Annotated in this window: 11 protein-coding genes and 1 CRISPR repeat array (1 of these 12 only partly in view); all 11 genes read left to right on the top strand. The window is 40.9% G+C overall.

What is annotated here, in order from left to right; genetic code table 11:
* The first annotated feature begins 165 nt into the window (after nucleotides 1-165).
* The 11 genes from ABWT76_RS09635 (at nucleotide 166) to cas2 (ending at nucleotide 10,111) form a co-directional block, all read left to right on the top strand.
* Nucleotides 166-345, top strand: coding sequence for a hypothetical protein (locus ABWT76_RS09635; RefSeq protein WP_354636011.1), 180 nt, complete (start codon nucleotides 166-168; stop codon nucleotides 343-345).
* Nucleotides 346-404: 59 nt separating this feature from the next.
* A complete protein-coding gene (locus ABWT76_RS09630) occupies nucleotides 405-2,108 on the top strand; it encodes a type III-B CRISPR-associated protein Cas10/Cmr2 (protein WP_354636010.1) in 1,704 nt (567 codons plus the stop codon).
* Nucleotides 2,093-3,196, top strand: a complete 1,104-nt coding sequence (locus ABWT76_RS09625; RefSeq protein ID WP_354636009.1) for a type III-B CRISPR module-associated Cmr3 family protein — start codon at nucleotides 2,093-2,095, stop codon at nucleotides 3,194-3,196. Before ABWT76_RS09630 ends, ABWT76_RS09625 begins: the two co-directional genes overlap by 16 nt.
* Nucleotides 3,196-4,161, top strand: a complete 966-nt coding sequence (locus ABWT76_RS09620) for an RAMP superfamily CRISPR-associated protein (protein ID WP_354636008.1) — start codon at nucleotides 3,196-3,198, stop codon at nucleotides 4,159-4,161. Before ABWT76_RS09625 ends, ABWT76_RS09620 begins: the two co-directional genes overlap by 1 nt.
* Nucleotides 4,162-4,163: 2 nt before the next feature.
* Nucleotides 4,164-4,547, top strand: a complete 384-nt coding sequence (locus tag ABWT76_RS09615) for a hypothetical protein (protein WP_354636007.1) — start codon at nucleotides 4,164-4,166, stop codon at nucleotides 4,545-4,547.
* Nucleotides 4,534-6,372 carry a hypothetical protein gene (locus tag ABWT76_RS09610; protein ID WP_354636006.1) on the top strand — a complete coding sequence of 613 codons (1,839 nt, stop codon included), beginning with the start codon at nucleotides 4,534-4,536 and terminating at the stop codon, nucleotides 6,370-6,372. Before ABWT76_RS09615 ends, ABWT76_RS09610 begins: the two co-directional genes overlap by 14 nt.
* A gap of 14 nt (nucleotides 6,373-6,386) precedes the next feature.
* Entirely contained in the window at nucleotides 6,387-7,940 is a 1,554-nt protein-coding gene (locus ABWT76_RS09605) for a hypothetical protein (RefSeq protein WP_354636005.1), read from the top strand.
* Nucleotides 7,941-8,161: 221 nt separating this feature from the next.
* The gene (locus ABWT76_RS09600; RefSeq protein ID WP_354636004.1) at nucleotides 8,162-8,482 is read left to right on the top strand and encodes a nucleotidyltransferase domain-containing protein; all 321 of its coding nucleotides are present in this window, start codon (nucleotides 8,162-8,164) and stop codon (nucleotides 8,480-8,482) included.
* 277 nt (nucleotides 8,483-8,759) lie between these two features.
* A complete protein-coding gene (locus tag ABWT76_RS09595; RefSeq protein ID WP_354636003.1) occupies nucleotides 8,760-9,236 on the top strand; it encodes a hypothetical protein in 477 nt (158 codons plus the stop codon).
* 308 nt (nucleotides 9,237-9,544) lie between these two features.
* The gene (locus tag ABWT76_RS09590) at nucleotides 9,545-9,793 is read left to right on the top strand and encodes a hypothetical protein (RefSeq protein WP_354636002.1); all 249 of its coding nucleotides are present in this window, start codon (nucleotides 9,545-9,547) and stop codon (nucleotides 9,791-9,793) included.
* A gap of 36 nt (nucleotides 9,794-9,829) precedes the next feature.
* On the top strand, nucleotides 9,830-10,111 hold the full coding sequence (cas2, locus tag ABWT76_RS09585; RefSeq protein ID WP_054469173.1) for a CRISPR-associated endonuclease Cas2: 282 nt from the start codon (nucleotides 9,830-9,832) through the stop codon (nucleotides 10,109-10,111).
* 193 nt (nucleotides 10,112-10,304) lie between these two features.
* A CRISPR array of direct repeats spans nucleotides 10,305-13,496; the repeat unit is 36 nt; unit sequence ATCCCCACTCGTTGGGGATATTAATTGAATGGAAAC; it runs 1,272 nt beyond the window's last position.

Raw genomic sequence — 13,496 nt, 5'->3', positions numbered from 1 at the left:
GTTTCAGCGATTCTTAAAAAAATCAGTAATTATTGGCAAAATTGAGACAACCGGGCTTTTTCTCTGGTATGTTTAACGAAACGCACAATTTTACAGCATTACCCGCAGACACCGATTCCGCAGAGACATTACCAGGCAAGGGTTTAAGCTCCCTAATCACAGACTATGTTCTCTGTAGACGACATTGATGGTTTAATCGTCAAGCGTTTAGCTAGTTTTTTTGCGAGTGGTGGTATCAGACGAGGAGTAATTTCTCCGGTCAACCTGTGCGCTATAAAGGGAAATTTACTTTTCGATCAAGTTACGTCGATCGCCTTGCCAGATATCCATAAAAATCGAGGCTAAAACCAATATTTTTCATCCTCAATGGGATGATTTATTTTCCGATTAACTGAATTAAATTTATGAGCGACTATACGGCAATTACCTTTGCACCCGTACAAGGCTTTATTGAAAAATCTCGCAAACTTCGAGATTTGTATGGAGCTTCTTTGATTTTGTCTTACTTGAGTTCTCGGATAGTTCAAGAAGCATTATGTTTAGGATTAGAGGTGATTTCTCCGGGATTACCTAATCTTCAAGAAGGAATGCCCAATCGAATTTTGATTAAGGGCAAATTTGAGCCGAATCATCTGAGAAATACCCTATTAAACGAATGGCAAAAGATTTTAATCACTTGCCGAACCTGGGTAGAAGATAACTTAGGGATTCCCAAAAAAGACTATTGCTGGTCACAACCAGAAGACCAAATTGGCAAACATAAAGGAGAGTGGGAACGCTGGGAAAGCCATACCTGGGAGATTTTCTGGGGATATGGTGACTCAGTAGAAAAGGCAATGGAGGATTTAGAAACTCGCAAGCTAAAACGAGATTGGACTGGGATTAATTGGATGGGTGAAAGTTCTAGTTTGACTGGAACGGATGCGATCGCATGGCATCAGTTAGGCAAAGAAAATAAAGAACCAGGGCGATCGCTCACTCCAAATGAAGAAAAAGCACAGAAACGTTTTTATCATCGCCTTGCTTGGGTGTTAGACGATCCTTATGCTCGCAACTATAAAGTTAGAGATTCTATTCCCTCTGATGAAGAACTGGAAGCATATTTTAAGGATGAAACCAGTGGCAAGTTTATTGCTCCTGGTGAGCGATTAAGTATTCCTGAATTAGTTAAACGCTTAGTCACTTTACCCTATCTGGCTAAAAAAATTGGTATGGAAACCTTGGATGAAGGTTTCAAGGATATCAACCGTGAGGCTGGATACTGGACAGGCTGGTTTATGGGGGATGGTGACAAAGTAGGAGATAAACTTCAAGAACTTGCTGGTCGTGATAACCCTGAACAGCGCGATCGCGAACTTCAGAAATTCACTGAGTTAATGAGGAACTGGGGACAAGAATTCAAGGGAAAAAAAGATTTGTTTCCAAAGGAAAAAGAAGATTTGTTGGCTGCGGGGAAAGGGCGCGTCATTTATGCCGGAGGTGATGATTTTTTAGGCGTTCTTTACAGTGAGGAAAAGAAACAAGGAGAAAATTCCGAAAAAATTAAACCCATTGAAGCATTTGAGTGGTTATTAAAACTACAAACTCATTGGCAAGACTTACAAAAAGATATTAAGAAGGAACTTAAGCTCGATTTTACCTTTAGTGTGGGTTTTGTGTGGGCTGGGCATCAAGTTCCCCAACGAGATGTTTTACAACATTGTCGGAAAGCAGAAAAACTGGCAAAGAGTTTGGGGCGCGATCGCGTCACAATTCGAGTGGTATTTAATAGCGGTCAATTTGTGGAATGGACTTGTCCCTGGAATTATTTGGATATTTTGACCAAATATCGCGATCGGGATGGGAAAACAGGAGCAGAAGCAAACTGGGGCCACATTTACAGTGATTGGGCAGAATTAAAAGCCCGTCATGCGATCGAACTCAAAGATACTGCTACAACTGTTAGTGAATACTTAGCTCTAGTGATTTTTAAACTGTATTTTGACGATATGAGTCGTTTTGAAAGTCAACGTGAGAAGATTTTCAAAACGACTCATTCATCTCAAGCAATTGCTCAATGGATTGATGGCTTAGTAAATGTAGGTTGGCTGCTATGTTCAAATACTTAATTACAATTCAACCATTAGGTTTTATGTATGGTAGTGCTGGTGCATTTCTATCACCGGAAAATTTGGTAGGGCGATCGGGATCTAAATTTCCTCCTGATGCTGCAACATTGTCAGGCTTATTTTTCAGTTCCAATAAAGATCGACAATTTGCCCTCCATGAAAAACTTAGAGATGAGCTATATATTGCTGGGCCTTTTTGGGCAATGGTTGGCAATGAAGAATATTTCTATGTTCCTTTACCTCGGCATAAAGTAATTAAGGAGAATACTTCTGATGAATGGCTAATTCAATCCCATAAATGGTGTCTAAAATCTAAAAATGACAGTGCAGAAAATGGATATGAAAAGCAGCAAGCTGATAACAATGAGGATGAATCAGAATATCACTGGTTAAAAATTGACTATTGGGACAGTGATCCAGAAGATATTCGATATTCTCGAACTGATAATCCCCCATCGGTTGCTGCCCAATGTTGGGAATATGTCTCTATTTTACATCCGCAAATGAAAAAAAATCAGCGTCATGTTCTCTCAGAAGATGGACTATTTATTGAAAATGCTGTAAGAATGAAAGATGATACTTGTTTAGTGTATCTTTCCACCTATCCATTGGCTAAAGGTTGGTATCAGTTTGGTGGTGAAAGTCATATTGTTGAGATTAACACCATAGAATTACCAGAAGATAGTCCTATCCTTGAGCATTTACGCACTCCCATAAAACGAGCATTTGCCTTGATTACGCCCGGTGTTTGGGGGTCAAATCATCTTTCCTATCGTTATCCGAAACCCAAAAATCATAAGTTTGCAGCAGATAATAACAAAATTAAGCTGCTGACAGATAAAGCAGTTCCTTATCGTTATCGGATTGGCTATGGGGATAAGAAAAAAGAAGAATTCCAAACCCGCACCCAAGGTCGTTTGTCTCGTGGACGGTATGCTGTTCCTGCGGGTAGTGTCTATGTTTTGCCAGAACCATTAAATAACATATGGGATGATTTTCCGCTAGAATGGTTCCCAGAGGAAGGGTTACTGAAAAAGTTTGGATGTGGTTTGTGTTTACCAGTTAAAATTGAAGGAGTTGATGACTAATGTACAAGCAAGCTTATGGCATTATTGAAACTATGGCTGCTCTGCACGTCGGTGCAACAGCAGGGGAAGAAAGCGGTAACTTAAATCTGATTTTCCGCGATCAATTTACCCAAACTGGCATTGTTCCAGGTAGTTCTATTCGGGGTCGTTTTCGGTCTGAAATGCGCCTACAACGCCAACAATGGCTAGAAGCAGAATTGAAAAAACGAGGAGAAAAAATACCAGCAAATTTTAGCTATATCAATGCACAAGGTCAGGAGGTCACAAAAACAAAATTAGAATGGTTAGAAGAAAAAGCAAAACCACTCAAACTCAATGTACCATCTGAAAAAGATGAAAACATTTGGTATGGACATGAAGCTGTTGAAGGAAAACCTGATAGTACCACTGAATCGTTAGTTAAATTTGAATATGCGTCGATTCTGTGGATTCCTGTTTTTTGTCCTGGTCAACCGATTGTTTGGGTAAGTTGTCCAAAACTATTGAAGCGCTACAAGCGAATTACCGGAATTTCAAAAGAACTTCCATCTGTTTATTCTGGTTCTAAATCTTTGAAGGCACTTACGATTGATGAACAGCAAAAATTATTTTTCAATTTTGGCTTTCTTACTATCGAGCATCCGAATCAAAACTTAAAAGATTGGTTTCCTTTAGGCGAAGAATTGCCCGCTGTCGTTGTTGCAGATGATGAAATTAGCATGATTCACGATATGACACTTTATCGCCAAAGTCGTGCCGCACTTGATAAACATGAAAAGCGGGTTAAGAATTTCTTTAATACTGAAGCGTTACCCGAAGGGACTATCCTAGTTTTTCCTATTGCCATTCGAGAACGCAGCAATGAAAATGAAACTGCTAAGGAATGGAAGCCTTTCGGAGAGAAAAAAGAATCTTATGATATTTACCTTGGCGGGTTGGAATCCATCGGTTTTGGTCATTGTCAAATTACACTGAAAGGAGTTTAACTATGGGTTGGGAACGATATAATTTAGACCAGGCTGCTCACGATTTAGTTCTTGAATTTCATAAAACAGAAGCACTTAACCAAGCTTACAAAATGCGTGCAGCAGTCGCCTATGGTTTAGAAAGATTTTGGGGCGAACAGTTGCGCTTGGATGGCGATAAAGCGCGATTTTGGCAGAAAACTTGGGAAAAACTATGCAATATTATGGCTATAGGAGGTGTCACCTTACCAACCATTGATGCTAATCCAGAGGATTTGTGGAATTTTCCCATTGAGCAACGTAAAGTAACTCTCGCCATCTTAATGCAATTGTGTGACTCAATTGTTTGGTGGACACAGCGATATAAAGGTTCTAGTTTTAACGAATTAGAGGATGATGATGAGTAATAATAACCGACCAAGACCAATCTTAAGAAATCAGCAGCAGCAACAACAAAATCAACCACAAAACCAGTCTCAAAACCAGCAGCAAAAAAATGAGGATGCAAATTATGTTCCTCTGATGTTTCAGGCGCAGATTGCCGATCGCGGCAAAATTCAGTATGCCGGAAACTACAAACCTGCTGTTAAGTGGGTTGACGAGTGGCTCAAAGGTTGTCCACCAGTTCCCGAACCAATAGATGAGTCAACTTCTGTTGCCCTGAGGCGTTCAACCTCTCAACCTGTGGTGAAAATGCCTAAATTTGGCGCTCATGCAAAAACAGGAGACTATCAAATTCGCTGGCGTCTGGTGACAAATAGCGGTCAGGACGAAGGAGTGATTCGCCCGGTCATTGGGGCAAAAGGTTTACCTTTTTTCCCAGGGTCAAGCATGAAAGGAGCTTTTTTAAGGGCTTGTCCACCAGAGGATCGCATGAAATACTGCGGTGGCGAAATAACTGAACGGGGAGAAAAGCGAACTAAACCCGGTATTCTTCGTTTTCATGGTGGCTATCCCATTGATATGACATGGGGCGATCACGATCGCCTGGTAGATGTTGTGCATGGACAACAGCCTTATCAGGTAATGCAAAGTAATGCTGGTCATACGGCAAATGTGCAAATTTCTCTTTATCAGTCGAAATTCAGATTTGGTATTTCTAGCAGTGCTATTCCCGATAACGATCCAGAGTGGAATAAAATTTGGGATATTTGGGAAAAGGCTCTTGTGAGAGGTATTGGTTCGAGAGTCAGTGCTGGATATGGTTATGTTGACAAGATTAATCAGGACGGTTCAATTACGCGACTAGAAGATCGCGATCGCGTTTTGCTATCTGTTCATTTAAAAGGTCAGGGATTAACCTCGCAGTTACTCACCAAAGATAAAAACAATATTGGGATTCCTGAATTTCGTCCCAATATGTTTAAAGCCGCACTACGAGGTCACACTTTACGTTTGTTAGGAGGAATTACTAATCGCCAGATTGCAGAAGCATTGACAAATAAACTTTTCGGTGGGATAGAGGGTGGTGCAGTTGTTGGCTTAATTGGGATTAACTTTCAAACAACAGCGGAAAATCTTATACTGAAGCCTCATCGGTACAAACCTGGAAGACGTGAAATTCCCATGTCAACCTATAATTTGCGACAGGGACAACTCGATCTGCTCAAAGTCAATGATGTTTCGCCTGAACTAGAAAAGTTTCTCGGTAACTTGGTAAAATTTACGCTGCTTCTAGGCGGTTTTGGTAAATCTTGGCGCCGAGTCAATCACCACTTATTTTATCCTAGTTATTTTGATAACGACGATAAACCGATGATTGGTTGTCACTGGGAATTAACAACTCTCTCTGAAAAGCTGTGTATAGTCACAAATAACTCGGATTTAAGTAGTATCACAAATTTTATCAATGAAATCCGACAACAGGCGATCGCTTGGGTACAATCAGAAGGCTACCAAGTCAACGCCTATGTGAGAAATTGGCGGGAAACATGGCATCCTGATAACGTGCAGGTTTGGGCAAGGCTGGCAAAAAATAATAAAAGTTTAGCCGTCGAATGGTTTCATACAAATCGACTGAAAAAGTCCTCTTTAGCGGGAGGACTGGGAAAAATCGGGCGAATCTGGCATCGGATGTATCCCCGATATGTCATCAAAGATGGGAATTTGATTTGTTTAGAAAATGAATTTGTGGAAATTCTAACAATTTTTCCCGATCGCTCTGACGAAAAATCACAGCAGTTTATGAATTTTTTAGCGACTAACAATAGTAGCTTTAGTCAAATTTGGTAACAAAAGGAGAAGCTATGAACGTTTGGATTATTACGACAGGTAGTAGTGATGTACAACTACAGAATAAAGATCGATGGAATATTTTGTATCCTAAAGTTCGGAAAGAATTAGAAATAAACAAGCAGTTTTCTTGTTCTGAAACAGAGCAAAATGGTAAAAAGCTGTGGCGTTATCCTGCAAGAGCAATGGGAGTTGTTTATGGTAAGTTTTTAGCAGAACATTATGCTGACTTAGAGTTTCCGCTCCTCAATTCATTCTCTAGTTATCTCAACAACAAAGACAAAAAGATTGAGTTAAATCGAATTATTGTTCTTTTAACCGATCAGTCCGATGTTGTAAGTGTTGCAGACAAAAATAAACCTTCACATTTTTATTGGCAAGACACCTGCACTCTTCAGCCCATTCTAAAAGAATATCTGCAAAATCAGTTTCCAGATGTTGTCAAAAATGAAAAACTAGATTTTATAGTGCTCAAGCCAGAAAAAAGTTCACCAGGTTTAGATGACTGGGATAGTGTTTTAACTTTGGTTCAAAAGGAGTTTATAAAACTAGCTATTCCAGAATATGCGACAGTTTATGTTAGTCATCAAGCAGGAACTCCGGCTATTTCTTCAGCCGTTCAGTTTATGAGTTTAGGGAAATTTGGCACAAAAGTTCAATTTCTAGTTAGTAACGAGTACGAAAAGAAAACACTTGAGCCAATTGAAAGTTCCAAATACTTAAAAGCAATTAAGTTGGGACAGGCTAAAGAGCTACTCAAAAACCATGATTATGCAGCAGTAAAATCATTACTCAATGATTATTTAGACTCTCAAACTAAAATTTTGCTAGATGCGGCAATTCAATGGAACTATGCCAAATTTGATGACTTTGCCAAAAAACTTAAAGAGCTATCAGATCAAGAATTTGTTCAGCAGGTAAATGCGCGATCGCAGCATTGGTGGTGGACTGCCTATGAAGCCGCATATTTAGCGGTAATTCGACATAGGCAAAAAAATATTGTGGAAGCTCTATTTCATAGTTTTCGATCTGTTGAGGGGCTGGTTTGCCAATGGGCAGAAGAAAAATATAAAGACTATATTCTATACGACAAAAAAGGTTCGCCTCAAATGATCGAAAAAATTGAAGATATTCTTCCTGAATATTGGGGAAAAATCAAAGAAAAAAATTCTGCTTGGATAGAACAGCAAAACAAGGAAAATGAGAACCGGCTTGCTAAAGGCAAAGATAAAAAACCCATTAGCGTAGGCTTATTTAGCCAAAATCTGTACTTGCTTTTAGAATATGTACGACCTGAGTGCAAACAAGATCCATCTCTAAAGAAGGGCTTATACAGTGCTAAAGATGAGCGAAATCAGCAGTTTCATAGATTATTAGGATTGCGCGAAGATGACTTATTCAAAGCATGGAAAGCAGATGATGTTAATTCTTGGAAATCTATTTTATTAGGTTGTCTTAATTTCATTGCCCAACCAGATTTACCAGAACCATTATTTACCTCTCTTGAAGAAGCGAGTTTAATGGCGCAAGTTCATCAAAAACTCGAAGAGGCAATTAACTCCTACTAACCCAAAACCCCTCTACCCAGAAACCGGGTTTCTTCCCCAAACCTTTGCCGAAGTCCAAAGCTGAAATAGAAACCCGGTTTCTTATCTGCCGAAGTCAATTAACCCATTACCCAAACCCCAGAAACCGGGTTTCTTACCCACATCTTTGCCGAAGTCCAAGATTAACCTAGAAACCCGGTTTCTTATCTGCCGAAGTCAATTAACCCAAAACGCGATCGCCTATGAACTCCGAACAACCCAATATTTTAATCAAACTTAGCCAAGGTCTTAAACAAATTTATGGAAACCAGCTTGAAAAAATTATTCTTTATGGATCTCAAGCCAGAGGGGATGCTAGACCAGACTCAGATTTTGATATTTTGATTGTCCTCAAATCATCATTTAATTATTCAGCAGAAAGTCAACGCATCTCAAAATTTATTGCTGACCTATGCCTAGAGCATACCATTGTGATTAGCTGTTTTTTTGCCAGTCAAGAAAAATATCAAACCTATGAAAGTGCTTTTTTTCGCAACGTTCGCCGCGAGGGAATTCTCCTATGAATATAGAACAACAATTCACTCAACAAAAAATGATGTGGAACAAATGATTAATCATGCCAAAGAAATGTTTTTGCTTGGCATAACATCGATTCTCTGCCTCCACTAGACCCGTCTTAGAATTTAGCGATCGCACTTACCCAGACCCCAGAAACCGGGTTTCTTACCCACACCTTTGCCGAAGTCCCAAATTAACCTAGAAACCCGGTTTCTTATCTGCCGAAGTCAATTAACCCGAAATTCGCTATCCGTAATTATCCTTAAATCGTCACAACAAAATATGACTTTTCTCAAAAACATTACAGAACTCCAGGGCAAAGCTGGACAAGGTTTCGGTGACATAGTAATCCCCATTCAAGGGAAAACCTCTATGCAAATTCAGCCAGATTTCCTGTATATTCGTACCAAGCTTTCCTATGAATTAGAATCTGTAGAAACATTTATTCGACTCTCTAAAATAGACAGTGTTTCTCTGGGAGAGGGACGAAGTTGGTGGTTACTCTGGTTAGGCTTTTCTCTGTTATTTGCTTATTTCATTGGCGTGATTTTTATTATTTTATTCTTTGTCAACAAACATCGATGGATTGCGGTTCACTCAGCCTCGAAAAGTTATTATCTTTTTTTCCAAAATTCTGAGATAAATCGGGCTAAACAATTCACGCAAAGTTTATTAAATGCCATGAAGCAAAGTTCAGCGCCAAAACTCCCCAAAAAGCCACCGACTCAGCCGCCAAAATTACCCAGTCAACCAGAATAAACACCCAAAAAAACGGGTTTATTACCCACGTCTTTGCCGAAGTCCAAAGCTGAAATAGAAACCCGGTTTCTTATTTGCCGAAGTCAATTAACCCAAAAACACGGTAAACAAATAAGGGCGAAGCATTCCGGTCATATATTTCTAGTTTTTTCCCATAAATTATCCGCCGGAATGCTTCGCCCCTACCCAAATATTTGCCGAAGTCCAAAATAAATTAACCTAAGTAGGTGAACATAATTAATTGCACTTTTCGTTCCCCACCGATAGGCTTTGGATTCCCGCCTTCGCGGGAATGACAGTTATGGTATGTGGTGCATTTATTTCTGCCCGTCTACTTAGAAACCCGGTTTCTTTTTTGGCGCACAAATGGCTGCTATCTGAATGATTCGGGACGCCGGAAATTTCTCAAGGCTTTTGTGCAACGGATGGAAGAAACAATTACTAATGAGGCTGGAGAAGTTCAGCCCAAATGGGATTTGTTGACTCAGCAAGTGAAGAAGTATAAGCAGTTTGTTTATCAACCGACTGAACTGTATTCCCCTTATCAAATTCGTTAAATCCCCCCTAACCCCCCTTTGAAAGGGGGGAAAGTTATGTTGTTTTATGTGGTGGTCTATGACATTCCCGATAATAAACGTCGTCAAAAAGTCCACGATCTGCTGGAGGGCTATGGCAAATGGGTGCAATATTCGACGTTTGAATGTGTCCTGAGTTCAGCTAAGTTTGAGGAGTTGCAAAAACGTTTGCGATATCGAGTGAAGTTGGAGGAGGATAGCATCCGCTTTTATCCTCTGTCCCGTCATACTTCGGGGCAGGTGGAAACCTGGGGGGTGGGGCCACCGATTACTGAGTTTCCCGGTTCGGTGATTATTTAGCTAGTAAGCTGGTCTTGCGAGGCTCACGGAAAATCGCTGTAACTTAGCTAATTCGTCGGGAGCCTCGCAGCCTCTCTGGGTAAGGGTTTCAGAGTTTTATTTTTAGCGATTCAGGGAAATTGTAGCAACAAAATTGCTGAGGCTCGCAAACCGCCTCTAGACATCTTGCTGGGTAAGGGTTATAATTTTAGCTATCCCCACTCGTTGGGGATATTAATTGAATGGAAACGGTTAAACATAATTCTTCTTCTCCTAAGGAATAGATTCAATCCCCACTCGTTGGGGATATTAATTGAATGGAAACGGAGAGTTCCCGACGGGTTCGTCGGCGAGTACGGGCAGCATCCCCACTCGTTGGGGATATTAATTGAATGGAAACACCAGCTTCCGACAGTGGTAATTGAATCCAAGAGGAAATCCCCACTCGTTGGGGATATTAATTGAATGGAAACTCATCATTATGGATGACATAGGTAGAACTTGCCTTCTGTAGGAATCCCCACTCGTTGGGGATATTAATTGAATGGAAACAATCACCTGTCCCAAATTAATCGATACCTTAGAACCCTTTAAGAAAGTATCCCCACTCGTTGGGGATATTAATTGAATGGAAACTGAGTCCGACCACTGCCTTCTTCGGGAAGACTTAATCCCCACTCGTTGGGGATATTAATTGAATGGAAACTGAAATGCCGGTTAAACATTTGATGATTCTCCTAAGGAATATCCCCACTCGTTGGGGATATTAATTGAATGGAAACGTCTGGAATGAATCCAGTATCCACGGGGGTGTCTGGATCCCCACTCGTTGGGGATATTAATTGAATGGAAACTTATAAAATATTGTTACTGTTACTGTTATTAGTCATAATCCCCACTCGTTGGGGATATTAATTGAATGGAAACAGAAAGTCCTCTGGGAGAACTAACCATTTATCATTATTGTTCAATCCCCACTCGTTGGGGATATTAATTGAATGGAAACATTGGAACCGAATACAAATACCTGGTTTGCTTTCAAGGATCCCCACTCGTTGGGGATATTAATTGAATGGAAACGAGGAGGCACCGTTGACAGCCCAACGAATTAGTTGGTTTCATCCCCACTCGTTGGGGATATTAATTGAATGGAAACAGTCCAATCCACCGCAGCCATTCTGTTCTTGGCCAGGAATCCCCACTCGTTGGGGATATTAATTGAATGGAAACTTCCCGTGTAGTATTTACTACACCATAACCATACGAGTATCCCCACTCGTTGGGGATATTAATTGAATGGAAACAGATTCATATTCTTGAACCTCAATTTCAATCTCCTGAGATCCCCACTCGTTGGGGATATTAATTGAATGGAAACTGGTCAGTGAGGGTGTAAGTCCTCATTGGAAGGCTATCCCCACTCGTTGGGGATATTAATTGAATGGAAACTTTAGAGTTCCATTCAGGATAGAATGAAAGCTCGATGGGGCAATCCCCACTCGTTGGGGATATTAATTGAATGGAAACTAAAGACCTGTTCGAGGTAGTCATGTTCTTGGCTAACTGCCGTGAATCCCCACTCGTTGGGGATATTAATTGAATGGAAACTGGGTTGTGCTTTGAGCCTTGGCTGTGAAATGACGGTTAAACATATCCCCACTCGTTGGGGATATTAATTGAATGGAAACAACTCCTTTAGGGTCTGGCTTCTCAGTTGGAGGAACTATCCCCACTCGTTGGGGATATTAATTGAATGGAAACCCCTGGGGAAAATTCCGTTTTGACCGAGGGTTAAAGTGCATATCCCCACTCGTTGGGGATATTAATTGAATGGAAACGTTACTTTTAACTATTAAGCACTTTATATTTAAAATCCCCACTCGTTGGGGATATTAATTGAATGGAAACGAGGTTTAAGGATAGGTTTGGGTCTTTCACTAATGGGAGAGGCTATCCCCACTCGTTGGGGATATTAATTGAATGGAAACAGTCGCTCCCGTAGGATTCCCGACGAGAGTAAAGTCACTATCCCCACTCGTTGGGGATATTAATTGAATGGAAACGGGCTGCCTGTGACCCCATATCTAGTTTGCCGGGGGACAATCCCCACTCGTTGGGGATATTAATTGAATGGAAACTTGAAGATGAATCCGTAATTGCTGTTTAGGCATATTGCTTCCTATCCCCACTCGTTGGGGATATTAATTGAATGGAAACGCTTGCCTCAGCGCGGCTCATGGAACTAGCGGAGGATTCATCCCCACTCGTTGGGGATATTAATTGAATGGAAACTTCAACTAGAGCAGCAATCGTTTCCTTATGTCCTTTACCATCCCCACTCGTTGGGGATATTAATTGAATGGAAACCGGGTCAATCGACATTTCGTACCAAGGCTGAGGAGGAAATCCCCACTCGTTGGGGATATTAATTGAATGGAAACTTGACTGACACCGCAGAGCACAAGCCCTTTAGGGAACTTCTCCATCCCCACTCGTTGGGGATATTAATTGAATGGAAACTGCAATATTTTCGCGTCGTCGCTAGATCGGGCTTATCCCCACTCGTTGGGGATATTAATTGAATGGAAACAACTTAAAGTTGAAAGCTCCAATCACTCCAGCTAGAGAAGTGAACATCCCCACTCGTTGGGGATATTAATTGAATGGAAACTTGACCAATTACACGAGGAGTTGCAGCCAACCCTTTGTATCCCCACTCGTTGGGGATATTAATTGAATGGAAACTGTCCAAACTGCTTAAAGTAACTTTGGCCAAACGACTCCCAATCCCCACTCGTTGGGGATATTAATTGAATGGAAACATCCGCTTCTCGTCTTCCTTAACTACAGAACTCAGCACCATCCCCACTCGTTGGGGATATTAATTGAATGGAAACTGAGATGAGATTACATTGCTTGGGGCATAAAGCGTGTCATCCCCACTCGTTGGGGATATTAATTGAATGGAAACACCCCGGCAAGAGGAGTTTCGTGGATAGACCACCAGATCCCCACTCGTTGGGGATATTAATTGAATGGAAACACGGTCATAGCCTGGGTTCCGCCAGGGGTGGGATTGTTAATATCCCCACTCGTTGGGGATATTAATTGAATGGAAACGTATCGGTGGCGGTGACGGTGGCGTGTTCTAAATCATATCCCCACTCGTTGGGGATATTAATTGAATGGAAACAGTCGTAGTGACCGGCGGCTGATATTTTTAGGTCGGTCATCCCCACTCGTTGGGGATATTAATTGAATGGAAACTCTGGAAATATTCCAGATACACGCAAAAAAATACAATGCAATCCCCACTCGTTGGGGATATTAATTGAATGGAAACCCATTGCTAAACAGCCGTGGTGTTATGCAACTGCTTATCCCCACTCGTTGGGGATATTAATTG

This window comes from Planktothricoides raciborskii GIHE-MW2, from assembly GCF_040564635.1.
GTDB classification, from domain to species: domain Bacteria; phylum Cyanobacteriota; class Cyanobacteriia; order Cyanobacteriales; family Laspinemataceae; genus Planktothricoides; species Planktothricoides raciborskii.
This window is presented reverse-complemented; position numbering and strand designations above follow the sequence as displayed.